A 24,618-nucleotide genomic window follows, 5' to 3' on the forward strand; every position below is an offset into this window, starting at 1 on the left:
AGCTTATTGGCTCTGGTGAATAAAATATTATGAGTATTGATTATGAAAGATCAGCGAGATTTTTTCAAGAAAAGTGGTCGTCTCGATTATGACGAGCTTACTCATCAACAAAAAATCAATCTCATTGCAGATGACTGGCTGATTTTAGAGCCTCAAGCTCATAAGGCATCAATTTTGGCCGCGCTTAATGATTCTAGCCCTGCCTTTGTGGACTCTTTATATGAAGTGGGGCACAAGAGATTTCAGAAATATTCACGTGAAGTGAAGAAAAAATTAGTACAACATTTTTACACTAAAATTGTTGGCAAGCTGGATGAATATCTCGAAATTATTACACAAGAGATTGAACTGGCAAAAAAAGCTTATTTCGAGCTGGACGATCCGAAATACACGGATGCTGAATATGATGCACTTGTTGGGGTGGCGAGAGCATTTGCTGGCTTAAAAACCGAGTATGCTAAATTTTTGAAGCGGATTGATAAGCCAGGTAGTAAAGCTTCTGCAAAATTTCCGCCTGTTAGGCATGCTCGCCCAATGCTGTCGCTTGACAACGCGTTTTCCGACGAAGATGTGAGGGACTTCGTCGGCAGTGTCTATCGCTTTCTCGGCAAGTTACCGGATGGATCGATAGGTTTTACCGCAGAGCCAAAAATTGACGGGCTGTCGATTTCGCTGCGATATCAAAACGGCGCTTTGGTTAGTGCGGCTACTCGAGGCGATGGCACAACCGGCGAAAATGTCACCGCTAATATCCGCACGATTTCTGAAATTCCGCAGAGATTACCTGCCGATGCTCCGTCGGTCGTGGAAGTTCGCGGCGAGATTTATATGACAAAATCCGATTTCCTCGCGCTTAATGAGCAGATGGAAGCGGAGGGCAAGCAAACCTATGTCAATCCGCGCAATACGGCGGCAGGGTCTTTGCGTCAGCTTGATCCTAATGTGACTGCGAAAAGAAAGCTGAGATTTTTCGCCTATGCTTGGGGCGAAATGTCGGACATGCCATGCGATACCCAGATAGGAATGGTAGAGCTTTTCGGGTCTTGGGGATTTCCGATCAATCCGTTAATGAAGCGATTCTCAACTGTCGAAGGTCTGGTTGAACACTACCGTGTCATTGGTCTAGAGCGCCCCAATCTAGAATATGATATTGATGGGGTTGTTTATAAGGTTGACCAATTAGAGCTCCAGAACAGACTGGGTTTTCGTTCGCGCAGTCCGCGCTGGGCAATTGCGCATAAATTTCCTGCTGAACAGGCAACTACCACACTGCGCGGCATTGATATTCAAGTTGGGCGTACGGGAGCGTTAACGCCGGTGGCGCGCCTCACACCGATAACTGTGGGTGGCGTGGTGGTTACCAACGCCACTTTGCATAATGAAGATTACATAAAAGGGATTGGTGTTAAGGGTGAACCAATCCGTGAAGGGCGTGATATTCGCATCGGCGATACGGTCATCGTGCAGCGTGCTGGAGATGTTATTCCTCAGATCGTTGATGTGGTGATGGAGAAGCGGCCGCAGGATGCAGTGCCTTTCGTCTTTCCGCATCAATGTCCGGTCTGTAATAGCCATGCCGTGCGCGAGGAAGGCGAAGCGGTTTATCGCTGCACCGGTGGGTTGACCTGTCCGGCACAGGCGGTTGAGCGTATTCGCCACTTTGTTTCGCGCAATGCTTTTGACATTGAAGGGTTGGGGGAAAAGCAGGTTGAGTTGTTTTTTCATGCCGATGATGAGAATTTGCGGATTAAATCGCCAGCCGATATTTTTACATTGCAAAAGCGACAAGCGCGCTCGCTTAGAAAGCTTGAAAATATTGAGGGCTTTGGCGCTACCTCTGTGCGCAACCTTTATGAGGCGATCAATGGTCGACGTGAAATCAGCCTGAGCCGTTTTCTCTTTGCTTTGGGAATTCGACATGTGGGTGAAGTTAATGCCAAACGTCTAGCCCGAGCTTATCGTTCCTATTCTGCTTTTGAACGCGCGGCCCTTGAGGCGCGCGCTCCGATGGAGGGTAATCGTGCAGACAAGGGTAATGAAGCCTGGCAGGAGCTTACCTCGGTCGAGGGGATCGGAGCGATTGTCGCCAAGGCCGTCATAGATTTTTATGATGAGCCGCATAATCGTGAAGCTTTGGCAGCGCTGCTTGCTGAAGTTAGCCCCCTTGATGAGGAAGTTCGCGCGGCGACCGGTTCGCCGGTTGAAGGCAAGACAATTGTATTTACCGGTAGTCTTGAACGCATGTCGCGAGATGAAGCCAAGGCCATGGCAGAACGTTATGGTGCTAAAACTGCGGGTTCCGTTTCGAAAAAGACTGATTTGGTCGTGGCAGGTCCGGGCGCTGGCTCCAAATTAGCCAGAGCGACTGAACTTGGCATTGAAGTGATCGACGAAGACGCGTGGTTTACTCTGGTGGGAGAGGGGAGATGCCTCTTTTAGCCAATGGATAAAGGTAACTTGCCTTAAGCCAGTTGATCTCTACCGAGCGCGAGGGAAAATGCCCATGGCCGAAAGGGCAGAAAGCAAATTTTCAATCCGAAAGAGGGTGAAGATCAATTTTGCTATTGCTAGAACTTTGAAATAATTCTGCCGGGGCAGTTCCAACTTAGACAAGAATTTCCTAATGATTCCCCTGTTCAAGGAGCGAATCTGTGGGTCAGTCATTCCGGCCAGTGCCGACTTCAACATTAACTGAATTTTTGATGGGTGCAAAAAAGGCGGTTCCGATCGTTATCGCCAGTACACCCTTTGGCTTGTTATTTGGTGCAGTGGCAGTCGATAGTGGTTTGTCGATCGGCGAAGCGGTATTTATGAGCGCTACGATCTATGCCGGCGCAAGCCAGCTCGTCGGTCTCGATTTATTCGGCAAACATATTGCTCCGTGGATGATCGTGCTTTCGATTTTTGCGGTTAATTTTCGCAACGTGCTTTATTCTGCTGCGGTGGGTCGCCGTATTAAGCATTTTAATATTGTTCAGAAGGCTGCTGCATTTTTTGTATTGATTGATCCTCAATATGCAGAAGTCGAAATGCGCAGCGAAGCGGGTCTCAAAATCACCTTTCCGTGGTATATGGGCCTTGGACTGAGCATGTATGTGTGCTGGGTGACGCAAAGCCTGATTGGGGCGCTATTTGGCAATTTGGTCACCAATCCCTATGCGATAGGGCTGGATTTTTTGCTTCCAATTTACTTCCTAGGCATGGTGATGAGTTTTAGGCATCGGAAAAACTGGGTTCCGGTTGTGATAGCCAGCACAATTTGCGCGATTGCAGCCTATAAGTTTGTAGGCTCGCCATGGCATGTCATGTTGGGCGCTTCCGGAGGGATTTTGTTAGCGGCAATTATCGCCAAACCGGCAATGGAAGAAGCGTGAGATCATGTCCACACTCTATTGGGTCATTTTGGCTGGCGCCGTTTTAACCTATTTAACCCGCGTTGGTGGGCATCTGATTCTTTCACGATTTCCACGTGTTCACTATCGTGTTGATGCCGCACTCAATGCAGTGCCCGCTGCCGTTTTGACTGCGATTGTCGCCGCGCCAGCTTCTGATCAGGGATGGCGGGAACTGCTTGTGCTCGCATTCTGCATATTGGTGGCATTACGAGCGAGTGTGATGACTATGTTTTTCGCTGGCGCAGCGCTGCTGATTGCCCTGCGCCATTTTTTCCCGGCCTGATCAGAGCGGTTCGGTTGCTGCTTGCAACCATTTCAGCGCAGCTTCATCCAGATGCTCTGATAGTTTTTCTCTGACGCTCAAATGATAGTCGTGGAGCCAGTTGAGCTCTTCCTCCGTCAGTAATGATTTGTCGATCAAGCGGCGATCAATAGGGCAGAAGGTCAGCGTTTCAAAACTCATTACCGGTAAATCACCGCCCTGTGGGGTTTCTGCCTCTTGGACGACAATCAGATTTTCGATGCGAATTCCAAAGGAACCCGGCTTATAATAGCCCGGCTCGTTTGACAGGATCATACCCGGCAAAAGTTCCTGTACGCCGCGTTTGGATATGTTTTGTGGGCCTTCATGCACGGAAAGATAAGAGCCCACGCCATGGCCGGTTCCGTGGCCATAGTCGAGACCATGTTTCCACAATGCGATACGGGCGAGCACATCAATATCTTGTCCGCGAGTGCCTTGAGGAAAACGTGCCGTGGAAATGGCAATCATACCTTTTAAAACCAGCGTAAATGCGCGTCTGGTCTCTGGCAGAATCGTGCCGACAGCTATTGTTCGGGTAATATCGGTGGTGCCATCACGGAATTGTGCGCCGGAATCAACCAGATAAAGTTCGCCATCGTTCAAGACGCGGTTGGTCTGAGTATTGACACGGTAGTGAATGATGGCGCCATTGGGGCCAGCGCCTGAGATCGTATCAAAGGATAGATCTTCAAGCGGCATTTGAAAGTCGATACCCGTTTTAGTGCGGCATTCCTCTAGCTTTTTTGCTGCCGAAATTTCGTCAATCGTTCCGGGCTGCTGCGCGTCAAGCCAGCTTAGAAAATTGACCATAGCAACGCCATCGCGTTCGTGGGCGGCGCGAGAACCTGCAAGTTCTGCCTCATTTTTGATTGCCCGAGGAAGGCGAGCAGGATCTTTGCCTTCAATGATGGTTCCACCAGCTGCGTCGACGATCAGCCGAAGCTGTTCGGCGGCAAGCGCCGGATCAAGCAGAATGGATTGTTTGTTTTGTGCACGTGTCTGAAGCGCTTCTTCAAGAGAAGAAGGCGGGGAGATTTTGGCTAGTTGGGTCAGATAAGCGCGGGGTTCGATGGCTAGCTTACGCTCATCAATAAAGAGTTCCGGTTCGCCTTCGGATGGGATAATCCCGAAGCTTAAAGGCAGGGGGGTATTGGAAACATCCTTGCCGCGAATATTGAAAATCCATGCAATAGATGATGGATCCGTCACCACCGTGGCGTCTGCACCGCTTTCAGCTACGGTTGCCTGTATTTGCCGGAGCTTTTCTGTTGCTTCGCGACCCGAATAACGTGCAGGCTGTATAGTGACTGGCGCTAAAGGTGCGTCTGGCTGGTCAGCCCAAATCATATCTACGAGATTATGTGCAACCGGCACGAGTTGGCCGCCATGTTTGGTCAGCGCATTTCGCAGCGCTTGCGCCTCAGCGATAGTATGCAGCCAAGGGTCAAAGCCAATAATTAAGCCAGCACCGTGTTTTTCAAGCCATTTGGCTGGCGGATTAGTAACGAGGTTTTCGTAGGTGAAGATTTCAGGGTCAGTCTGATCTCGGACCTGTAATTCGTAACGCCCATCAATGAAAATATAGGCATCATCCTTCAAGATTAGCGCAGCCCCGGCAGATCCGGTAAATCCGGTTAACCAGCCCAGCCGCTGCGCCCGCGGTGCAACATATTCGCCCTGATGCTCGTCCGCGCGAGGAACCAGAAAGCCATCAAGTTTCTGTTCTGCCAATTTCTCACGCAGCCGCGCGACGCGGGGTGCGCCATTGGAGGGATCAGAAGTAACGTCAAAAGTCTGAAAGGCCATGGATCACCTAGATTCAGTGAAATTATTTTAAGTGTATTGTTACCCAGTTTTCACGATGAAGGGTTTTTATATGCTTTAGCCCTTGCGCCTGATAGGCCGCGACAACAGCATCATGCTGGGTATCCAAAATGCCCGAGAGGATGATTGAACCATTAGGGGCGAGGTGAGATTTGAGCGCAGGTGCCAATTCTATCAAAGGATTGGCAAGGATATTTGCCACGATCAGATCAAAGGGTGTGTAAGAGCGAAAAATCGGATGGTTAAAGCCTTCCGCAGTCGCCGTAATAACATGCTCGCTCACCCCATTTAGCACTGTGTTTTCTGCCGCAACGGTAATTGCGATAGGGTCAATATCTGTAGCGAGAACAGGAATTGGTGCGAGTTTGGCGATTGCAATGGCAAGAACAGCGCTGCCTGTTCCTAAATCCAGCGCATTGGTTGGATGTTCGGAATTGACAATTTCTTCGATCATTTCAAGGCAACCGGCGGTGGTTCCATGGTGTCCTGTGCCAAATGCCTGACCGGCATCGATCAGGATGGGAATTTCACCGGATGCGATTTTGTCACGATCGTGAGAACCGTGGACAAAAAAGTTTCCAGCTCGCACCGGTTTTAGGCCCTCCAGAGAATGGGTAACCCAATCAATATCCGGCAGCTCTTCCACTTCAAACTTGCCAGGCCCCACTAGCGCGTCAACGCGCTTTGCCAGCTCTTCAACGCTGCCATCTGCATAGATAGAGACTTCAAAAATCTGGCGATCTTCATCTAGTTCGGTAAGCGCAATCGGTAGACCGTCATCTTCCAATGCACGTTCTAATATATCGAAAATGCGTTCTGCTTCCGTCTTGTCGGTTGAAAAGAACAATCGTGATTGTGGCATAGGATAAAGCTTTCTGATCAGTGGAATAAAGTGCTTATCCGTTCGCGCGGCCTTTGGCCAGATTCTTCAATTTCTGCACAGCCGTTTCTGGGTTTTCACCATAGGCTATTGTACCGCGGAATTTGCCGCCTTCATCGAGAAGAAATATCGAAGCAGTGTGGTCAACTGTATATCCGCCATCTTCGGTCGGAACTTTTTTGGCGTAGATATGGTAGGATTTTACCATCTCATCAATCGCTTCCGGGCTGCCCGTAACACCGATAATCCGGTCTGAAACATTGCTTACATAGGTGTTCATAATTTCCTGTGTGTCGCGCTCGGGATCTACAGAGACGAAATAGGCTTTGATATTTTCAGCTTCCGGGCCAAGCTGTTTTAACCAACCGTCCATTTCAAAAAGCGTGGTCGGGCAGACATCTGGGCAATGGGTGAAGCCAAAAAAAACAGCAGCCGGCGCTGCACGCAGTTCTTTCTCGGTGAAAGGTGCGCCATCCATCGAGACCAGATTGAAAGAACCACCAAAGGGCTGGTGTGCGGCTTGACGGTCACGGATAAGATTGAAGCCAGCGGCACCGATAATGGCAACCACGAAAGCCACAATGATGATGGGCAAAAACTTTTGCATGCTTAGATAACCTCGGTCTATTTTGCACCAATAATTGGCACTAAGGCGGGCTGAACTATGATCCGATAGCGCTCAATTGAGCATTCTTAGTGCAATTGCATTCTAACTGCTTGTTTTTATTCGCCGGTTCAGCCAAATTTCTGTTTCGATTTTTGGCCCTTGCCTTTGATAGCATATGGAGCCCGGTTTGCCAGCGCTACAGTATAGAAACGATTTTATCACTGTAGCAAAGCGCAAAAACTTCAGAAAGTTTTGAAATGACGCAGGATGAAGATCTTCTCTTCAGGAATAGTCAACCGCGCATTCATCCAAGCGCACAACTCAAATCCACTAAGCTTGGTCGTTATGTAGAAGTTGGTGAGCGTGTGATCTTGCGTGAGGTTGAGGCAGGAGATTTTACCTATTTTGAGCGGAACGGGGAGGGGATCTATGCGGAAATTGGCAAATTTTGTTCTATTGCAGCGAATGTGAGGATCAATGCGCTGGAACATCCGGTGGAGCGTTTAACAACCCACAAAGTGAGCTATCGCCCTAATGAATATTTTCGCCATATCGGACTAGACGGTGATTTTAGAAAACGACGGCAGGCAAAACGCGTTGTGATTGGCAACGATGTTTGGCTTGGGCATGGCGCGGTTATTTTGCCTGGGGTCACGATTGGTCATGGCGCAGTGGTGGGCGCAGGTGCGGTCGTGAGCAAGGATGTGCCGCCCTACCATATTGTCGCTGGTGTCCCGGCAAAAGTTTTGCGAAAGCGATTTGACGATCAAATCATTGAGAGATTATTGGCGCTTAATTGGTGGGATTGGCCGATAGAGCGAATTTATGAAGTCATTCCGGATATTCAGAGCCTTGATATTGAGGCTTTTTTAGAAAAATGGGGCGGATGAAATAACTCTTTGAGTTCAATGGCCTTGTAAAGTTTGGCGGGTTTCTCCAATTTATCGGCAGATTGCTGGAGAAACTGCATGTTTAAGCATAGGGCTTTAAAAGGATGGTTGATCGCATCTGTGATGTTGATCGGCACGGGCGCAACCACCGTCGCTGAAGAGGTCGGTAAGGTAGGGGTCGACTGGGTAGGCAATGATATTGTTATTGATGCAGTCGCAGATCCGAAAGTGCAGGGCGTAACCTGTCATCTGGCGTCGTTTTCACGCGGAATCATTGACCGCCTGCAAAAGGGCGGCTGGTTTGAAGATCCGTCTAATGCCTCTATTTCATGCGAGCAAACCGGCCCTATTACCATTGGTGATATAAAGTTGGGCAAGGGTGGCGAGAGGGTTTTTTCAGATCGCACGAGCTTGATCTGGAAGAAATTGGTCATCACACGCATTTATGACCAAAAGAACGATACTTTGCTTTATCTGGCCCATGCATCGCAGGTGCAGGATGGTTCGGCCAAGACATCGCTGTCTACAGTACCGCTGTTTAAAGGCGATGTAACCTGGGAGAATGGTAGGCCGCAATAAGCGACCTACACGACCTACACGGATTTAACAAAACTATCGAGTACGCGTTTTTGGCCGGCTTTGTCGAAGTCGATTGTCAGCTTGTTGCCATCTACCCCCGACACCGTGCCATTGCCAAATTTGATGTGGAATACGCGATCGCCATTTTTGAATTCTGACGCTTTTTCCGTCACTGATTTGGCAATAAGCTCGCCATCAATGGTGCGCCCTTTTATTGATCCACGGCCAGCGCCAAAGCCCGAATCTGTTTCGCCATAGCCAATCCGTTCGACACGGCTGCCTGAGCGCGAACCCCAATTGTTGCGCGTGGCGTCGGAACGGTTTTGCTGGGCGCGTTGCCAGCCGGGTGTCGAATAAGAATTCTGGAACGGATCTGTCTTATCAAAGCGTGACTGGCCGTAGCCGCCACCATAATTGCCGAAATTACCTTCCATTTCCGCGACTTCCACATGGGTTTCCGGTAGTTCTTCCAGAAAGCGCGAGGGAATAGTTGATTGCCACAAGCCGTGAATACGACGGTTGGAAACAAACCAAATATGAAGGTTTTTCTTGGCGCGGGTGAGACCAACATAGGCTAAGCGGCGTTCTTCTTCCAAGCCAGAACGACCACCTTCATCAAGTGCGCGCTGGTGGGGGAAAAGCCCTTCTTCCCAACCAGGTAAAAACACTGTCTCGAACTCAAGCCCCTTAGCGGAATGGAGCGTCATAATATTGACCGCATCCATGTCCTCATTCTTTTCGGCATCCATGACGAGAGCAACATGTTCAAGGAATCCTCGAAGGCTCTCATATTCTTCCATGGAGCGGATGAGTTCTTTGAGGTTTTCAAGGCGGCCTGGCGCTTCTGCTGACTTATCATTCTGCCACATTTCCGTATAGCCGGATTCATCTAAGATGATTTCGGCCAATTCCGTGTGGGGTGTAGTCTCAAGCAATGATTGCCAGCGTCGGAAATTTTCAACCACTTCCCGCAGAGCAGAACGCGGCTTGGGTTTGAGTTCTTCGGTGACTACGAGGTCGCAGGCGGCAGCAAACATCGAAATATCGCGTGCGCGCGCATAATCGTGTATCTGGCGGATAGTTGCTTCGCCTAAGCCCCGTTTTGGCGTGTTGATAATCCGCTCAAGGGCGAGATCATCGGCTGGTTGAGCAACCACTCTGAGATAGGCCATGGTATCACGAATTTCGAGACGCTCATAGAAGCGAGGGCCGCCAATGACCCGGTAATTAAGCCCAAGTGTAACAAAGCGATCTTCAAATTCACGCATCTGGAACGAAGCGCGGACGAGAATTGCCATATTGTTGAGCAGGTGGCCATTTCGCTGCGCTTGTTCGATGGCTTCGCCAACTGCACGTGCTTCTTCTTCTGAATCCCAGGCAGCATGAACTTTCACCCGCGGATCTTCAGGATTTGGTGCTTCGGTGAAAAGCGTCTTGCCGAGCCGGCCTTCATTATGGGCGATAAGATGGGCAGCAGCACCCAGAATATGCGCGGTCGAACGATAATTGCGCTCAAGCTTGATGACCACAGCGCCCGGAAAATCCTTGTCGAAGCGCAGAATATTGTCCACTTCGGCGCCGCGCCAACCATAAATGGACTGATCGTCATCGCCGACGCAGCAGAGATTAACTTTGTTTTCGCTCACGCCAGCTTCGCTATGCTTATTGGCTTGGAGATCGCCTCGCACTAACTCGGACGTGACGCCGGGAGCAGCGCTTCGTTGCTGGGGACGCTGTGCGAGCAGCCTTAGCCACATATATTGCGCGGTATTGGTGTCCTGATATTCGTCCACCAGAATATAGCGGAATCGAGCGTGATATTCGCGCAAAATATCCGGGTGATTTCGAAATATGCGGATTGGATGCAGCAGGAGATCGCCGAAGTCACAAGCGTTCAACGTCCGTAACCGGTCTTGATAGGCTTGATAAAGCTCACGTCCACGCCCGTTTCCGAACGAACGAGCATCGCCTTCTGGAATATCTGAAGGGGCAAACCCTTTGTTCTTCCAACCGTCAATCATATTCGCAAGGCTGCGGGCCGGCCAGCGCTTGTCATCCAAACCCTCGGCTTGGATGAGTTGTTTGATCAAACGGATTACATCATCGGTATCAAGAATGGTGAAATCGGAAGTAAGATTTACCAATTCGGCATGTCTTCTAAGTAGCTTCACTCCGATTGAGTGAAACGTACCGAGCCATGGCATGCCTTCGACTGCGCCGCCAACCAGATGACCGATACGCTCTTTCATTTCGCGCGCAGCCTTATTGGTAAAGGTAACGGCAAGAATTTGGCTAGGATAAGCTAGGCCAGTTGATAAAATATGCGCAATGCGGGTGGTTAATACGCGGGTTTTTCCGGTTCCGGCACCTGCCAATACAAGCACCGGACCTTCAGTGGTGAGTACTGCTTGTCTTTGCTCTGGGTTAAGCCCTTGCAAATAATCGGGCTCGCCACGTTGCTGGTTGCGCGCTGCCATCGCACGCGCGGCTAGGCCACCAGTTGCCGAAGGGCGGCCAGCCGGTGTTTCATCGCCGAAAAACGGCATATCATCGGGGAAATCGGACATATCTATCGAATGTAGTGATTCGCCGCGGAAAGACCAGCGAAACCGGTGAATTATTCAAGCTGTGTGACCCGACGGTCGGTGAAATTGAGGCGATGTGCCGCCAATGCTTCAACCAATCCACGCATTTCCGGCTCGCGATCAAGCAAGTCTTCAAGCTCGGTCATTTGGTTCATGGCGATCAGACGTAATATATCATCGCGGATTGTGCCATCAGCGCGGCGGGGCAGATGGGCCACTGGTTGTATCAGCTCAACCTTTTGTCCCTTAAGGCGCGCACGCAAGCTTTTTTCGTCCGCATTGAGTGTTTCCACAAAGGCATAAATGCCCACACCCTTGGCTGGGAGTGAATAAAGCATCAACGCGACATCGGTTACATTGGGATCCGATTTGAGGGCAGCCAATATTGCCGGACCTTCATTATCAATCCGGTCTCCGGTGCCTTCACCATCCGACCAGTTGAAAATTCCGCGTGTGATGAAATTATAGACTTTCTTACCCGTCGCCAACCAGATGCGGGAGGGCAAAGAGCGCCGCGCCAAGATACGCTTTTCTGTTGGTGTCATCAGATGTTTGGCGAAAGCACGCTTTTGTTTGATAAGATGACGAAAATCTTCGTATGCCATCACCCGATATAGCGCGCCACGTCGATGGTGAACACTTGCCAACTGAAAATCGATTACCGCTGCTTCGCCTTCCGGTGTCATGAGCCAGTTTTGCGGCTTGGCCAAATCATTATGGGTAATGCCTAAGCGCCGCATATCCCGCAATATGCGATGCGCGCTGCGGTACCATTTGGGATCCGTTGGGCGCGCCAGATGGAGCGGCGTTCCTTCGGTCCATGACCGATAAAGACCATGTTTGTCTGTATAAAGTAGCTGCGGCACGCCTTGTATGCCGCGCACTTTTTTAAGGCCGCGAATCTCTCGACGCGCCAATATCCATGCCAATGGTTTTGACCACCAAGGGGCTGCGCTCACAACACGGCGAATGATGCGCGTATTGGGATCAGTTACGAAATAGCCCGCCCGAGTTTCTGAAAACACGTCGCGTTTGAATACGGCGGTTTCCACAAATTCCGGAATGGAGGCATTTTTTAATGGTATGTCGATATTTGGTTTCTGGGCCATATGGCTCAACTAACTGCTTGTGTGTCATCAATCAAGCTGATTGCATGATCTATCACTTATATGGGGAGGAAATTCCGTGTCTGTAAATGAGGATATTAAACAGATTATCCGGCAGGAAGAAGAACTTATATTTTATGCATTCGACGAGGATGCGGCGTTTTCAATAGGGCGGCGTATCCGTGAACTTGCGCAAAATGAAGGCTTGGCGATTGCAATTGAAATTTCGCTCTGGGATCGACGGCTTTTTTATGCGGCAACAGCAGGGGCAACATTCGATAATCAGGAATGGTTGCGCCGTAAATTCAATGTTGTCCGGAGATTTCACGCCTCTACCTACCGATTGGCTCTGGAACAGGAACGCGCGGATAAGATGTTCGCCCCACATAAAGCACTGGATGTCGCAGATTATGCTTTAGCGGGGGGAGGGTTTCCTATTCGGGTGAAAAATTCTGGCGTTATCGGATCGATTATCGTTTCAGGCTTGCCACAACGCGAAGATCATAATCTCGTGGTCAGGGCGATCGCCGAGTTTTTATCGAAAGATCCGGGTGAATTAGCGCTTGCAAAAACTTGATCTAGGTGTGCGCCATCGAGCGAATTAATGAGTCAAATCGATAATTTAACTAAAATTATTGAGATATTGATTCAGCTTGGTAGTGAAACGCTAGCGGAACGGTCTTTTATCTTGTTGTCGCCAAGCCAGTGCCGTTATGTTGCCTTAGGGCAAACGGCGTGATTCATCACTGGCTGTAACAACACTGATTCATTGGAGCTCTTCCTTGGGCCGCATATTCGTCTTTATTGGCGGACTTTTAGTATTGCTGCTGACCGCTGCGTTGGTAGTGCCGCCTTTTGTCGATTGGAGCGGCTATCGCGCCGAATTCGAGCGTGAGGCAGGGCATATACTCGGACGGCCGGTTGAGGTTCTGGGGGATGTCCGAGTTCAGCTTCTGCCGTTTCCGTCGCTACAGTTTTCCAACGTGCGGGTCGGAGCCGATACGGCGCATCCAGCGATGAGTGTGGATGCATTCTCAATGGATGCGGAGTTAATGCCATTTTTGCGGGGCCAATTGCTCATCTATGATATGCGCGTTGAGCGGCCCCGCGTAAATATTCTTATCGATAAAGATGGGATGGTCGACTGGGCTATTCGGCCATCAACACCGATTGATCCCGCGCAGATTAAAGTCGAGCGACTTTCGATCAATGATGGCTCGGTAACTATTCACGACGAAGCCAGCGGACGTATATATTCGGCAGAAGCCGTTGATGCAGTGCTTTCTGCTACACGGCTCTCGGGTCCTTGGCAGGCCAATGGTACTGCAAATTTGGCCGGAACCCCGATAGCGCTGGGTATCACCAGCGGAGAATTGAAACCGGACGGTTCTTTGCGCTTTCGAATTCGCCTTTCGCCAGAAAACATTCCCGCGACGCTTGAGACCGACGGGGATATGCGATTGGATAATGGCCGGCTGCATTATTCTGGCGATTTTTCGCTTCGTTCAGCAGATTTGCTAGATAATAAACAGCAGCCGGTTTCTGAAAAGCCATTTTTCAGTGATGTTCGGGTGACGGGGAAATTCAGCGCCGATAAAGACAAGTTTGATGCGAGCGAATTTCGCATGGAGCAGGGACCAACTGATAATCCCTATGTGGTCAATGGCAAGGCATTGATCGATTTTGGTGACAATCCGCATTTTCAAATCAGTGCTGATGGCCAGCAGATTTATTGGGGACCCGCTGAAAACCTGAATGCCGAGCTGGCAGCCGCTTCTGAGCCCTTTTCGGATCGGCTGGTCTTTGTACAAAAGATGCTTGAGCAATTGCCCATTCCGGATATGCCCGGAAGCGTGGATTTGCGTTTGCCTGCAATAGTTGCGGGCGGAACCACTATGCGAGAGGTTACAATTCACGCAGAACCTGACGGAAATGGGTGGTCCATTCGACAATTTGCTGCTGATCTGCCGGGACGCACCAAAATTGAAGCCAAGGGTAGGCTTGTTGTAGGGCAGGAATTTGGATTTGTCGGCGACATGCTGGTGGCATCAAGGCAGCCATCAGGTCTTGCATCATGGTTAAATGAATCGGTCGATGAGCCGATCCGCAAACTTGCGGGTGCCGGATTTTCTGGAAAGGTCGATTTTCGAAAAGGTCTACAACGTATCGACGATTTGGAGATTGGTTTGGGCCAGTCGACCCTGACGGGACAATTTTTACGTCAGGTAACAGGAGATGCTGAGCCAGCAATTACCCTTCAGTTAGAAGGAGACGAAATTGAAAGCGATGCGCTGCAGGCATTGCTTGGCTTTTTCTTAGGTGAGCAAGGCGTTTCCTATTTGGAGGGGCAATCTCTGGCGTTGAATTTCAAATCTGGGCCGGTCCATTATGAGGACATAGTGGCGGGGGAAGTGGATCTGGCCGTTCGCTTGAATAATGGAAGATTTGATTTTGATCGGCTGATGATCAGTGACGTGGCGGGGGTAACGCTCACAGCTACGGGTACTTACGAACCTTTTGCGGCCATACCGTCGGCGACGTTGGACGCGACATTGCTTTCTAATGATCTTCAGCCCTTCATCACGATGATGGCGCATCGGCATCCCGAAGTGCCGGTATTTCGTTCGCTCGCGGTACGGGCCGACAATTATCGGGGGCTGTTTGAAGATAGCGAAATCAACATTATCGCGCGAGGTGAGGCGCCGCCGCGTCATGATTTGGAGCCACCGGTAAGCGCGGAAAATAAGGAAGGGAAAAGCACACGCGTTGATGCTAGCCATAAAGCTTCGCGAATGGGAGATGAGTTTTCCTTTAGCCTTTCGGGAAAAACCGGAACTATGAAGCTTGATCTGGCGGGAACGGCAAGCGGGGCCTTTGACGACAGCAACCCCATGCAGATGCAGCTTAATGCGACAGCAGCATCAAAAAATGGGGAAGAGGTTCTCGCTTTGCTGGGGCTTCCCGCATTGCCGCTGGGGATTGCTGGAGAATTGAGCGCGGATGTTACCATGCAGGGAGCGCCAAGCGCAGGCATGCGCACCCAACTGAAACTAACTGCATCCGATGGGACTGCGGTTGCGGATGGAATTTTGTCGCTCGTGGGGGGTGATGCCGCTGCGAGTGGCAAGGCACAAATTCAAGCTTTAGACCTGCAACCCTTTATCGCCACGATGGGATATGTTTTACCGGGGTTTGGAGAAGGCCTATCGGCTGATATTTCAAGCGATTTTCAATATGCGAAAGGACTGCTTCGCTTGCCTAATTTTGGCGGCAAATTAGGCGGCGATGATGTAAATGCTCGCATAGAGGCGAATTTTTCTGATAGCGGTTTGCCGCAAATTAAAGGCGAAACAACGCTCGATAGTTTGAAAATGAGCAGCGTTTTAGCAATCATGCTGGGGCAGGATTCGTTCAACGAGATGAGGACCGATTCAAACCAGATTTGGTCCACTACGCCCTTTGCTACACGTCCATCACTTCCCGTACTCATCAATATGAAATTGAATGTGGCTGATGTTGATATGGGTGGTTTTGGAACGATATCGGGTTTCTCAACCCAGCTAAACAAAAATATCGATAGTCTTAGCCTTAATGAGATGACTGGCAATTGGGCGGGCGGATATTTGATAGGAAATATTTCGCTGCAAAATCGGGACTCGGCTGCGCTGGTAAATTCCGAATTTAAGTGGAAGGGTGCAGAACTTGCCAATATTTACCAGCCTTCCACAGGGAACGCGCCTCTAACAGGTGTAATTAAATCGACGGTCTCACTGAATGGCGCGGGCAAGAACGTTGCGGAACTAATGGCATCTCTTACAGGTTCGGGTAGCGTTGATGTGGAAAATTTAGTCGTAAAGGGGCTGGACCAAAACGCGTTTGATGCAATGTTGACCGCCGCCGACCAGCTAGGGGACAGAATTGACGGCGCAAGCTCGCTCGATGCTGCGCATTTTGCGGAAATTGCGCAGAATGCAAGCGGTAAAGGCGAGTTTAGCGCGGGCGCGGCGAACTTTGATTTTAACATTGTAGGCGGGGTGGTGCGAGTGATGCCATTTGATTTGGATGGTACAAAGGCAGCGCTTGCGGGTGAGTTGCAGTTGGATATTCCGCATCTTGCGGTCAATGGAAGTGGCAGTTTTACCTATAAAGATGATGAACGTTCATCGGCGGGCAAAAACGAGGGCATTCAACCCTTTATCAATTATACGCTGATGGGGAGCATTAACGAGCCTCGAATTGAAATTAATCAGGAACCGCTAGTTCAGTTTCTGACACAATCCGCACTGGAGCGCGAGCAAGAGCGTGTCGAAGCGATGCAGGCAAATATTATGGAAAAGCAGCATCTGCGGCGACAGGTTGAGCTGCTGCAAGCGGAGATCGCTGAGCGCGAGCGTGGGATAAAGGAAGATGAGAAACGGCGTCGTTCGGCAGCAAAAGCGCGAAATGATGCGGCGCATCCAACAAAAAACGAGCAGCTGGGGGAATCTATCGGGGATTTTATCCGCAATCTGGAAGAGCAACAGCAGCTATCGCCTAGCATAGAACCTTGAGGCTTAATGGCTGAGGGATGCGGATCAGCAGTTAAAAATATTATTCGCCTTGATCAGCCAGTTGGGACTTAACCCAGTTCAACGCATAAAGGCGAAGGGCTGAAGAAAGATTGATTGATTTCTCACGCTGTCCATCAATCTCGCTTATCAGAGCTGATACAGATAATCCACGCATGCGAGCGATGTCTTGGATGATCTGGTAAAAAGGCTCTTCAAGCGTATAGCTCGTCGCATGGCCGCGGATGCTAACGGAGCGTTTTTTCAACCGGGCGGAAGAGGTCAATTATTTTGACCCTCTCTATCACCAGGTTCAAGCTGGTTGTTTGAAAGAAACTGCTCGGTTTTTTGAGCTTTTTTGCGGGCGAACTCCTTTTCAACTTTGGTTCGCCCGAAAAGAATACGGTTTTGATCGGCTTGCTGCTCTTTAGCTGCGCGAATTTTCTTCTTTTTAAACTGCCGAAGATTGATGATGTCACTCATATTGCACCACCGTAGTCCACGCAGAAAATAGGTCAATGAACAGCACTATTTCTTTCGAAACGCGTCCAAGGACACCACATCTGCGGAGGTTTTGGGAGTTTCGGTCGAAGCGTCTTCTGTTTCGACAGAGCCGTCTTTGTCAGACTTCGTCGACTTATTTTTTTGCGAATTTTCGGCTCCATCAGAAGGCAGCAATTCGATCGACGCGACTTCATCGCCTTCATCATTGTCACTTATTGGCTGAAGTACGGTGACATCGAATTCCAATTCGAAATTCACCGATGGATCATAGAATCCACGAATAGCCGAGAAAGGAATGGTGAGCTTCTCAGGGATATCGCCAAAAGACAGGCCAACTTCAAACAGTTGGTCAGTGACTACCATGTCCCAATATTGGTGTTGCAACACGATGGTCATCTGCTCGGGATATTTTTCCTTTAAGCGCGATGAAATCCTTACACCAGGCGCTCCCGTGAGGAACGTGATGAAAAAATGATGATTGCCCGGTAGGCCGGTCGTCGCCACTTCGACAAGAACTTTGCGAATGACGCCGCGCAGCGCTTCCTGAGCGAGAATATCGTAACGGATAAGGTCCTGTACCATGGTTTGCTTATCCCACGGATTCGTAGGTTAATGTCAAGTTGGTTCTGACCGGAAGTGGCAATTATATTATAAAAAATTTAATGGCCGACCTCATCTGGCCACAGTTTGACATCTTCCAAATGCTCTCATGAACGCTTGGACGCCGTTAATAGAGCTTTGTTCAATAATGGCATCGGTAATAGAGTGACCCTTTAGCCGCTCATTATGAATATCAGCCTGAATAAGCGCCCAATAATGACGAGCGGCCAAATTTGGATCATTAATTTTCTAAATGGCCCGATAGGGCAAGACGTGCTAGCTGGGCCGCAATGGCGGGCGTAGCTTCTGGCTGTGCAATGATGGCATCTTCTAACACTGCTGGACTTTGTCAGCGGTGAAAAAGCAAATATTAAACCGGTTACACCATAATTGAGGGAGAAGTGGAGGCTTCTGTTGCCAGGTGCCTCCGAACCCCGCCTTAGGGGGCTAACCCTAAGGGCTTAGAGTGGGTTTCCCGCACCGCCATTAGGCAGCGAGAGCGTAACCCTGAGCTTTGTTGTCATTTGCAACTACTCAATTGACCCGATAACGGTGGTATCATGCCGAGCGAAAGATCGATCTTTACACCCTTGTCGATCCTGTTTCGCCCCCACCGCAACGCAAGCCGCTTTCATGACTTGCGTTAGGGTGGAGGCGCCGGGTACCGCCCCCGGGTCCAATGGGCTTATTTCATCGTCCATTTATCGCCATAGCCAGCTTGCGCTAGCACTGCCTATATAGGTGCCCTTTGATGCGATTGGAAGAGGTAAAAATACGATTTAAGCAACTACAGTCCGTACTATTGAGGACAAGTGCGGGGGTATTAATCATTGACAGCCAGCTGGCGCTGGTCAATCCTCGTCACCGCTCGGTCGACTAGGGGAAGGTACGGCCGGGGCACGCTAAACGGGGCAGTCCCTTAATTGAAGGAGAGTGGATTAATGAGTGATTATCTCGCGGACGTTCGTCGTTATGATGCCGGTGCTGATGAAGCTGTTGTGGACAAGATTGTCAAACATCTCGGCATCGCATTACGCAATCGTGATTCCTCTCTCGTCTCAGCATCCGACCCGGAAGAATTGAAGCGCGTACGTGAGGGATGGGTTGCTAAGAAACTCGGCGTTTCCGATGCTGCGAAAGCAGAAGAAGTTGTATCCCACGTGGCTGAAGTTATGAAAGGTGACCGCAATAAGCACCGGGTCACTTTCTACTATCTGGTGGCAAAGCAGCTCGGTAAACTGGGCGATCTCTGATTTATTAATAGTGTTGGACTATTCAACGTGCATAATTGCACCGTCGGCCATTGCCGGTTAAGAACCCCAGCTATCAGCTGGGGTTTTCTCCCCTAAATGAATCGATACCGGGAATAACCATGCGTAGCTATCTTGATCTTCTTCAGCATGTGCTGGATACGGGCGTTGACCGTGATGACAGGACTGGAACCGGTACTCGTTCGGTGTTTGGTTATCAGATGCGCTTTGATCTGGGCGAAGGGTTTCCGGCACTAACCACCAAAAAGCTGCATCTGCGTTCCATCATTCACGAGCTGCTTTGGTTTTTGAAAGGCGATACAAATATCGCCTATCTCAAAGATAATGGAGTCTCGATCTGGGATGAGTGGGCAGATGAGAATGGCGATCTGGGGCCGGTTTATGGTTATCAGTGGCGATCATGGCCCGCGCCTGATGGTAGGCACATCGACCAGATACAGAATCTTTTGAATATGTTACGCGACAATCCTAACTCACGACGTTTGATTGTTTCGGCATGGAATCCTGCGCTGGTTGATGAGATGGCTTTGCCACCATGCCATTGCTTGTTTCAGTTTTATGTTTCCAAAGGCAAATTATCCTGCCAGCTTTATCAGCGGTCAGCGGATATCTTCCTCGGAGTTCCGTTCAATATTGCCTCTTATGCATTATTGACCATGATGATTGCGCAAGTAGCTGGGCTTAAGCCGGGCGAGTTCATTCATACGTTGGGTGATGCTCACATATATTCCAATCATTTTGAGCAAGCACGGTTGCAGTTAACCCGGACACCTAAAAAACTGCCAATCATGCGGATCAATCCAGAGGTAAAGGATCTTTTTGCTTTTCGTTTTGAAGATTTTGAACTGCAAGGATATGAGGCCGATCCTACAATCAAGGCTCCGATTGCGGTATGACCATGTCTAACGAACAAACAGCAATCTCAATCGTTGTTGCCGCATCAGAAAATAATGTGATTGGTCGCGACAATGACATGCCTTGGCGGTTGTCGACGGATCTTAAGCGTTTTAAATCAATCACACTTGGCAAACCCATAATAATGGGGCGTAAAACTTGGCAATCGATCGGAAGGCCATTGCCCGGACGTCCAAATATCGTTCTCACACAGGATAAAAGTTTTACTGCCGAGGGAGCGAGTGTCGTTTTTTCGTTGGAAGAAGCTATCGCCAAAGCACGTTTAATGGCGGATGATCTGGGTGTTGGTGAAATTTGCATTATCGGTGGCGGGAAAATCTATGAGCAGGCGCTTCCCTATGCCAACAAACTGCATTTAACACGTGTTCTGGCAAATATTGATGGGGACACGTTTTTTCTGCAGATCGATTCGAGCGAGTGGCGGCTTATTTCAAGCGAGGATGTCGCTGCAGGTGAAAAGGATAGTCACCCGACACGATATATGCTCTATGAGCGGCGTGAGACGAATTAATCTGTACTAAAATTGATGCCTTGCGTTGAAAGCAACTCTCGCGATGCTTATAAAACGGAAATATTAATTGATGACGGGGAGTAGGCCAGCTTTCCGTCTTCGGACGAGAGGTGAGGATGCCCTGGAGTAATCAGAATGGCGGCGGCGGCCCTTGGGGCGGCGGCGGCGACAATAATAACAATGGTGGCCCTTGGGGCCAAGGACCGAAAGGGCCTCGCGGCGGAGGTCAAAACACGCCACCGGATCTGGAGGATATTCTCCGCAAAGGTCAGGACCGGCTTAAAAAAGTGTTTCCCGGCGGTGGCAATGGAAGCGGTGGTAATAGTAATCGCCCTTTCTATTTTTTAATTGGTGCGGCCGTTCTTGGCTTCTGGCTTTTCCAATCAATTTATACCGTACAGCCGGATGAATTGGCTGTAGAACTTCGTTTTGGTAAGCCGAAAGCCGAGGTTTCCGAGCCTGGATTGCATTTCCATTTGTGGCCGATTGAAACCTATGAAAAGGCGAAGATCGTCGAAAAGCAGGTTAATATTGGCGGCCAAGGCTCAAGAACTGACACGCAGGGCCTGATGCTGACCGGTGACCAAAACATCGTCAACGTCCAGTTTTCTGTGCTTTATCGTGTGTCCGATCCACGGGCCTATCTCTTCAACGTAGATAATCCGGATGCCATGGTGCAGCAAATCTCGGAAAGCGCTATTCGTGAGATTGTTGGTCGCCGACCAGCACAGGATATTTTCCGCGATAATCGTGCCGCAATTGCGCAAAGCGTCAGGGATATTATTCAGACGACGCTGGATAATTATCAGACTGGCATACAGGTGAATGCGGTCTCTATTGAAGATGCGGCTCCGCCGCGTGAAGTCGCTGATGCTTTTGATGAAGTACAGCGTGCGGAACAGGATGAAGATCGCTTCGTGGAAGAGGCAAATCAGTATTCTAACCAGCGCCTTGGACAGGCACGCGGTGAGGCGGCACAGATTCGTGAAGAAGCTGCGGCCTATAAAAACCGTGTCGTTCAGGAAGCTGAAGGTGAGGCGCAGCGTTTTGACTCTGTTCGCGCAGAGTATGAGAAGGCGCCTGAAGTTACCCGTAACCGGCTGTTCCTTGAAACCATGGAAGATGTGCTGAAAAGCACCAAAAAGGTTATCGTGGAACCAGGAAAGGAAGTCGTGCCTTATCTGCCTTTGAACGAGTTAATGCGCCACCAACCACGCACGGGAACGAATGCTCCGGCAATGACGACCACTGGCGGAGGTAACCAATAATGGCTCATAATAGACTTCCAATCATTGGCGGTATTATTGCCGTTGTACTCCTTCTGATTTACTCATCGATCTTCATTGTCAATGAACGCCAGCAGGCAATCGTATTGCGCTTTGGTCAGATCGTTGACGTGAAAACTGAACCAGGCATCTATTTCAAACTGCCATTTGGCTTTCTTGAAGCCGATACGGTGCAGATGATTGACGATCGTTTGCTGCGTTTTGATCTTGATGATATTCGCGTTCAGGTTTCGGGTGGTAAATTCTACGATGTAGATGCTTTCCTCGTTTATCGCATTACCGATGCGCGTAAATTCCGACAGACTGTATCGGGTAGCACGCTTCTTGCAGAACAGCGTTTGCGTACGCGTCTTGATGCTGCTTTGCGCAGTGTTTACGGTCAACGCGGTTTTGAAGCAGCTCTGTCGGAAGAGCGTGGCGACATGATGCGTGAAGTGCGCGATCAGTTGCGTCCGGATGCAACTTCGCTTGGCTTGACGATCGAAGATGTGCGTATTCGTCGTACCGATCTGACGGCAGAAGTTTCGCAGCAGACCTATGATCGAATGAAGGCAGAACGTCTTGCCGAAGCTGAGCGTTTGCGGGCTCGCGGCCGTGAAGCGGCTCAGCGTATTCGCGCTATTGCTGACCGGCAGGTGATAGAAACGCTTGCTGAGGCACGCAAGGAAGCAGAAGTTCTGCGGGGTGAGGGCGAGGCGCGGCGCAGTGAGATCTTCGCCGAGGCTGCATCGAAAAATCCCGGATTCTTCGCATTCCAGCGTTCCATGAGTGCATATCGCGAGGCGCTTAACACGCCTGACACGACGCTGGTGCTTTCGCCCGACTCGGAATTCTTCCGGTTCTTCCGCGATGCGGGCGGTGAACTCGCTACACCAGAACAATAGGATTATCGCCAATGAGCGATTTTCTCACCGCCGTAGGACTTCTCTTCGTATTCGAAGGGCTGCTCTACGGCGGCTTTCCATTTTTTGCCAAAAAACTTGCACGGGATGTCAGTGAGGCCCCCGAAAATGTGTTACGAATTGCAGGACTTACCGCAATTGTTATTGGCTTTGGTATTGTCTGGCTCGTTCGTGGATAGAGCGTTATTCTGCTGAAAAATGATATGCTGGAAGATAAGGCCGCAAACAGGCCGTATTTTACAGCAATTCAGATGTCCGGTTTTACCAGCAATCAGATTGGAGCGGAGCTATATGGTTAGTGCATTGAAGTCGGGTTTTGCTCGCGCGTTACTTGCCACCGTAGCTCTTGGGGCAATATATTATTCCGACACATTAAGCTTCGATATTTCAGCTGCGGCGCAGACAAATTTAGCGCATCCACAGGGTCCCGCATCTGTGGCAGATTTGGCAGAAAGCTTGCTTGATACGGTCGTCAATATTTCCACGTCCCAGACGATTAAAGAAGAAGAGGACGACGAAGGGCCGGTACAAGTGCCACAGGTGCCGGAAGGATCGCCGTTTCAGGAATTCTTTGAAGAGTTTTATAATGAAGACGGCAGCGCCTCGGGAGAATCCCGCAAGGTTCAATCGCTTGGCTCTGGTTTTGTCATTGATGCAGCAAGCGGAATTATCGTTACCAATAATCACGTAATCAGTGATGCTGACGAGATTGAGGTTAATTTTGTTGATGGCTCAAAGCTAAAAGCGACCCTCATTGGTAAGGATATTAAAACCGATCTTGCGTTGCTTAAAGTCGATCCGAAGGGACACCCGCTCAAGCAGGTTGAATTTGGCGATTCGGAAAAAGCCCGTATCGGGGACTGGGTACTTGCTATTGGTAATCCGTTTGGACTTGGCGGTACGGTGACAGCGGGGATTATTTCTGCACGTAAGCGCGACATTAATTCCGGGCCTTATGATGATTTCATTCAGACCGATGCTGCAATAAACCGCGGCAATTCTGGTGGTCCGCTCTTTGATATGGACGGAAAAGTAATCGGTATTAATACGGCGATCTACTCGCCTTCGGGCGGGTCTATTGGGATTGGCTTTGCAATTCCTGCCGAAATGGCTGTGAGCGTTATTGAACAGCTTAAGGAGTTTGGTGAGGTTCGCCGCGGATGGCTCGGCGTGCGCATTCAGCCCGTTACTGAAGATATGGCACAGGCATTCGATCTTAAAGAAGCAAAGGGAGCGATGATTGCGGGGCTGATTGAAAACTCCGGCGTCGATAATAATGCGCTCGAAGCTGGGGATGTCGTTATTCGCTTCGATGGAAAGGCGATTGATAAAGCTCGGGATTTGCCGCGTTTGGTTGCTGAAAGCCCCGTAGGAGCCGAGATAGAAATCACTGTTATCCGTAAAGGGGTGGAGAAAACAGTCAAAGTTACGCTTGGTCGTCTTGTGGATGATGAAAGTAACGCAACTGCGACGGATGAGCATTCTGTTCCTGAATTTGATGAAGGTGATGAAGATCAGGAGCAAAATTCAGCACCCGATACCGAACAAAATGTTCAGGGCACCGAAACCTTGCTCGGAATGCGTATGGCAGCGGTGGATGATGATCTTCGCGCAGAATTTGGCATAGCCGACGATGTTGAAGGCGTTGCAGTGGTTTATGTATTGCCGGGTTCTCCTGCCGACGAAAAGCGGATCGAAAGCGGCGATGTGATAGTCGATATCGATCAGACAATCGTTAAGTCATCAGAAGATGTAAAAAAGCGGATTGATGCACTTCGTCGTGAAGGCAGAAAAAATGCACTGCTTATGCTGGCATCTCGCTCTGGAGAACTGCGCTTCGTAACCATACGAATTGATTGAAAATAATCACAGGGAATCGCAATATTCCCTGTGATTTTAAATGTTTGCTGGA

22 protein-coding genes, 1 other RNA gene and 1 pseudogene are annotated in these 24,618 nt (G+C 49.7%); 14 read left to right on the plus strand and 10 right to left on the minus strand.

Going from position 1 to position 24,618, the window contains the following annotated elements; translation table 11 throughout:
* Window positions 1–42: 42 nt before the first annotated feature.
* The 3 genes from ligA to C7374_RS04375 all read left to right on the plus strand — a co-directional run bounded on the left by ligA (window position 43) and on the right by C7374_RS04375 (window position 3,678).
* Window positions 43–2,439 (plus strand): NAD-dependent DNA ligase LigA, encoded by a 2,397-nt coding sequence (gene ligA, locus C7374_RS04360; protein WP_245412578.1) that lies wholly within the window; start codon window positions 43–45, stop codon window positions 2,437–2,439.
* Window positions 2,440–2,702: 263 nt separating this feature from the next.
* Entirely contained in the window at window positions 2,703–3,374 is a 672-nt protein-coding gene (locus C7374_RS04370) for an AzlC family ABC transporter permease (protein ID WP_210205075.1), read from the plus strand.
* Window positions 3,375–3,378: 4 nt separating this feature from the next.
* A complete protein-coding gene (locus C7374_RS04375; RefSeq protein WP_111574400.1) occupies window positions 3,379–3,678 on the plus strand; it encodes an AzlD family protein in 300 nt (99 codons plus the stop codon).
* On the opposite strand, the gene C7374_RS04380 is transcribed toward C7374_RS04375, so the two are convergent.
* Genes C7374_RS04380 through C7374_RS04390 form a run of 3 tightly spaced genes read right to left on the minus strand, consistent with a single transcriptional unit; the run spans window position 3,679 to window position 7,010 of the window.
* Window positions 3,679–5,505 (minus strand): aminopeptidase P family protein, encoded by a 1,827-nt coding sequence (locus C7374_RS04380; protein WP_111574401.1) that lies wholly within the window; start codon window positions 5,503–5,505, stop codon window positions 3,679–3,681. It abuts the gene before it with no gap.
* Between the two features lie 22 nt (window positions 5,506–5,527).
* Window positions 5,528–6,385, minus strand: a complete 858-nt coding sequence (locus tag C7374_RS04385) for a 50S ribosomal protein L11 methyltransferase (RefSeq protein ID WP_111574402.1) — start codon at window positions 6,383–6,385, stop codon at window positions 5,528–5,530.
* A gap of 34 nt (window positions 6,386–6,419) precedes the next feature.
* Window positions 6,420–7,010 (minus strand): SCO family protein, encoded by a 591-nt coding sequence (locus tag C7374_RS04390; protein WP_111574403.1) that lies wholly within the window; start codon window positions 7,008–7,010, stop codon window positions 6,420–6,422.
* Between the two features lie 257 nt (window positions 7,011–7,267).
* Here C7374_RS04390 and C7374_RS04395 point away from each other — a divergent pair, with 257 nt between their 5' ends.
* Both C7374_RS04395 and C7374_RS04400 read left to right on the plus strand, forming a co-directional pair.
* Window positions 7,268–7,900: a DapH/DapD/GlmU-related protein gene (locus C7374_RS04395; RefSeq protein WP_111574404.1), complete on the plus strand. Its 633-nt coding sequence runs from the start codon at window positions 7,268–7,270 to the stop codon at window positions 7,898–7,900.
* Window positions 7,901–8,023: 123 nt separating this feature from the next.
* Window positions 8,024–8,479, plus strand: coding sequence for a CreA family protein (locus tag C7374_RS04400; RefSeq protein WP_210205076.1), 456 nt, complete (start codon window positions 8,024–8,026; stop codon window positions 8,477–8,479).
* A gap of 14 nt (window positions 8,480–8,493) precedes the next feature.
* Here C7374_RS04400 and C7374_RS04405 read toward each other — a convergent pair whose 3' ends face one another.
* Window positions 8,494–11,046 (minus strand): ATP-dependent helicase, encoded by a 2,553-nt coding sequence (locus C7374_RS04405; RefSeq protein WP_111574406.1) that lies wholly within the window; start codon window positions 11,044–11,046, stop codon window positions 8,494–8,496.
* Between the two features lie 50 nt (window positions 11,047–11,096).
* Entirely contained in the window at window positions 11,097–12,173 is a 1,077-nt protein-coding gene (locus tag C7374_RS04410; protein WP_111574407.1) for a serine/threonine protein kinase, read from the minus strand.
* Between the two features lie 76 nt (window positions 12,174–12,249).
* Between C7374_RS04410 and C7374_RS04415 the strand changes: the two genes are divergently transcribed.
* Both C7374_RS04415 and C7374_RS04420 read left to right on the plus strand, forming a co-directional pair.
* Entirely contained in the window at window positions 12,250–12,747 is a 498-nt protein-coding gene (locus C7374_RS04415; protein ID WP_111574408.1) for a heme-degrading domain-containing protein, read from the plus strand.
* Between the two features lie 205 nt (window positions 12,748–12,952).
* Window positions 12,953–16,720: an AsmA family protein gene (locus C7374_RS04420; protein WP_111574409.1), complete on the plus strand. Its 3,768-nt coding sequence runs from the start codon at window positions 12,953–12,955 to the stop codon at window positions 16,718–16,720.
* Between the two features lie 40 nt (window positions 16,721–16,760).
* On the opposite strand, the gene C7374_RS04425 is transcribed toward C7374_RS04420, so the two are convergent.
* The 5 genes and pseudogenes from C7374_RS04425 to ssrA form a co-directional block, all read right to left on the minus strand.
* Window positions 16,761–17,003: a ribbon-helix-helix domain-containing protein gene (locus tag C7374_RS04425; protein ID WP_111574410.1), complete on the minus strand. Its 243-nt coding sequence runs from the start codon at window positions 17,001–17,003 to the stop codon at window positions 16,761–16,763.
* Window positions 17,000–17,200: a DUF4169 family protein gene (locus C7374_RS04430; protein WP_111574411.1), complete on the minus strand. Its 201-nt coding sequence runs from the start codon at window positions 17,198–17,200 to the stop codon at window positions 17,000–17,002. The genes C7374_RS04425 and C7374_RS04430 overlap by 4 nt, the downstream gene beginning before the upstream one ends.
* Window positions 17,201–17,245: 45 nt before the next feature.
* Window positions 17,246–17,803, minus strand: coding sequence for an SspB family protein (locus C7374_RS04435; protein WP_111574412.1), 558 nt, complete (start codon window positions 17,801–17,803; stop codon window positions 17,246–17,248).
* 90 nt (window positions 17,804–17,893) lie between these two features.
* Window positions 17,894–18,128 (minus strand): annotated as a pseudogene (locus C7374_RS15880) (TetR/AcrR family transcriptional regulator C-terminal domain-containing protein); the annotation flags it as partial.
* Between the two features lie 93 nt (window positions 18,129–18,221).
* Window positions 18,222–18,588, minus strand: a transfer-messenger RNA (tmRNA) gene (ssrA, locus tag C7374_RS04440).
* A 174-nt stretch (window positions 18,589–18,762) separates the two neighbouring features.
* Here ssrA and C7374_RS04445 point away from each other — a divergent pair.
* The 7 genes from C7374_RS04445 (at window position 18,763) to C7374_RS04475 (ending at window position 24,566) form a co-directional block, all read left to right on the plus strand.
* The gene (locus C7374_RS04445; RefSeq protein ID WP_111574413.1) at window positions 18,763–19,074 is read left to right on the plus strand and encodes a DUF2853 family protein; all 312 of its coding nucleotides are present in this window, start codon (window positions 18,763–18,765) and stop codon (window positions 19,072–19,074) included.
* Between the two features lie 119 nt (window positions 19,075–19,193).
* Entirely contained in the window at window positions 19,194–19,988 is a 795-nt protein-coding gene (locus C7374_RS04450) for a thymidylate synthase (RefSeq protein ID WP_111574414.1), read from the plus strand.
* Between the two features lie 2 nt (window positions 19,989–19,990).
* Window positions 19,991–20,518: a dihydrofolate reductase gene (locus tag C7374_RS04455; protein WP_111574415.1), complete on the plus strand. Its 528-nt coding sequence runs from the start codon at window positions 19,991–19,993 to the stop codon at window positions 20,516–20,518.
* 116 nt (window positions 20,519–20,634) lie between these two features.
* A complete protein-coding gene (gene hflK / locus C7374_RS04460; RefSeq protein ID WP_111574416.1) occupies window positions 20,635–21,786 on the plus strand; it encodes an FtsH protease activity modulator HflK in 1,152 nt (383 codons plus the stop codon).
* Window positions 21,786–22,688, plus strand: coding sequence for a protease modulator HflC (hflC, locus tag C7374_RS04465; RefSeq protein ID WP_111574417.1), 903 nt, complete (start codon window positions 21,786–21,788; stop codon window positions 22,686–22,688). Before hflK ends, hflC begins: the two co-directional genes overlap by 1 nt.
* A gap of 11 nt (window positions 22,689–22,699) precedes the next feature.
* The gene (locus C7374_RS04470) at window positions 22,700–22,885 is read left to right on the plus strand and encodes a DUF2065 domain-containing protein (protein ID WP_111574418.1); all 186 of its coding nucleotides are present in this window, start codon (window positions 22,700–22,702) and stop codon (window positions 22,883–22,885) included.
* Between the two features lie 112 nt (window positions 22,886–22,997).
* Window positions 22,998–24,566 carry a Do family serine endopeptidase gene (locus C7374_RS04475; RefSeq protein ID WP_111574419.1) on the plus strand — a complete coding sequence of 523 codons (1,569 nt, stop codon included), beginning with the start codon at window positions 22,998–23,000 and terminating at the stop codon, window positions 24,564–24,566.
* Window positions 24,567–24,618 lie beyond the last annotated feature (52 nt).

The sequence above is a fragment of the Falsochrobactrum ovis genome (genome assembly GCF_003259955.1).
Taxonomy (GTDB): Bacteria; Pseudomonadota; Alphaproteobacteria; order Rhizobiales; family Rhizobiaceae; genus Brucella; species Brucella ovis_A.

Bases quoted from the DNA above. Each gene is read 5' to 3' on its own strand.
- C7374_RS04380 (WP_111574401.1), bottom strand. From the start codon at position 5,505: ATGGCCTTTCAGACTTTTGACGTTACTTCTGATCCCTCCAATGGCGCA.
- C7374_RS04370 (WP_210205075.1), top strand. From the start codon at position 2,703: ATGGGTGCAAAAAAGGCGGTTCCGATCGTTATCGCCAGTACACCCTTT.
- C7374_RS04445 (WP_111574413.1), top strand. From the start codon at position 18,763: ATGAGTGATTATCTCGCGGACGTTCGTCGTTATGATGCCGGTGCTGAT.
- C7374_RS04455 (WP_111574415.1), top strand. From the start codon at position 19,991: ATGTCTAACGAACAAACAGCAATCTCAATCGTTGTTGCCGCATCAGAA.
- C7374_RS04470 (WP_111574418.1), top strand. From the start codon at position 22,700: ATGAGCGATTTTCTCACCGCCGTAGGACTTCTCTTCGTATTCGAAGGG.
- C7374_RS04410 (WP_111574407.1), bottom strand. From the start codon at position 12,173: ATGGCCCAGAAACCAAATATCGACATACCATTAAAAAATGCCTCCATT.
- C7374_RS04435 (WP_111574412.1), bottom strand. From the start codon at position 17,803: ATGGTACAGGACCTTATCCGTTACGATATTCTCGCTCAGGAAGCGCTG.
- hflC (WP_111574417.1), top strand. From the start codon at position 21,786: ATGGCTCATAATAGACTTCCAATCATTGGCGGTATTATTGCCGTTGTA.
- C7374_RS04390 (WP_111574403.1), bottom strand. From the start codon at position 7,010: ATGCAAAAGTTTTTGCCCATCATCATTGTGGCTTTCGTGGTTGCCATT.
- C7374_RS04475 (WP_111574419.1), top strand. From the start codon at position 22,998: ATGGTTAGTGCATTGAAGTCGGGTTTTGCTCGCGCGTTACTTGCCACC.
- ligA (WP_245412578.1), top strand. From the start codon at position 43: ATGAAAGATCAGCGAGATTTTTTCAAGAAAAGTGGTCGTCTCGATTAT.
- C7374_RS04400 (WP_210205076.1), top strand. From the start codon at position 8,024: ATGTTGATCGGCACGGGCGCAACCACCGTCGCTGAAGAGGTCGGTAAG.
- C7374_RS04395 (WP_111574404.1), top strand. From the start codon at position 7,268: ATGACGCAGGATGAAGATCTTCTCTTCAGGAATAGTCAACCGCGCATT.
- C7374_RS04450 (WP_111574414.1), top strand. From the start codon at position 19,194: ATGCGTAGCTATCTTGATCTTCTTCAGCATGTGCTGGATACGGGCGTT.
- C7374_RS04430 (WP_111574411.1), bottom strand. From the start codon at position 17,200: ATGAGTGACATCATCAATCTTCGGCAGTTTAAAAAGAAGAAAATTCGC.
- C7374_RS04375 (WP_111574400.1), top strand. From the start codon at position 3,379: ATGTCCACACTCTATTGGGTCATTTTGGCTGGCGCCGTTTTAACCTAT.
- C7374_RS04385 (WP_111574402.1), bottom strand. From the start codon at position 6,385: ATGCCACAATCACGATTGTTCTTTTCAACCGACAAGACGGAAGCAGAA.
- C7374_RS04405 (WP_111574406.1), bottom strand. From the start codon at position 11,046: ATGTCCGATTTCCCCGATGATATGCCGTTTTTCGGCGATGAAACACCG.
- hflK (WP_111574416.1), top strand. From the start codon at position 20,635: ATGCCCTGGAGTAATCAGAATGGCGGCGGCGGCCCTTGGGGCGGCGGC.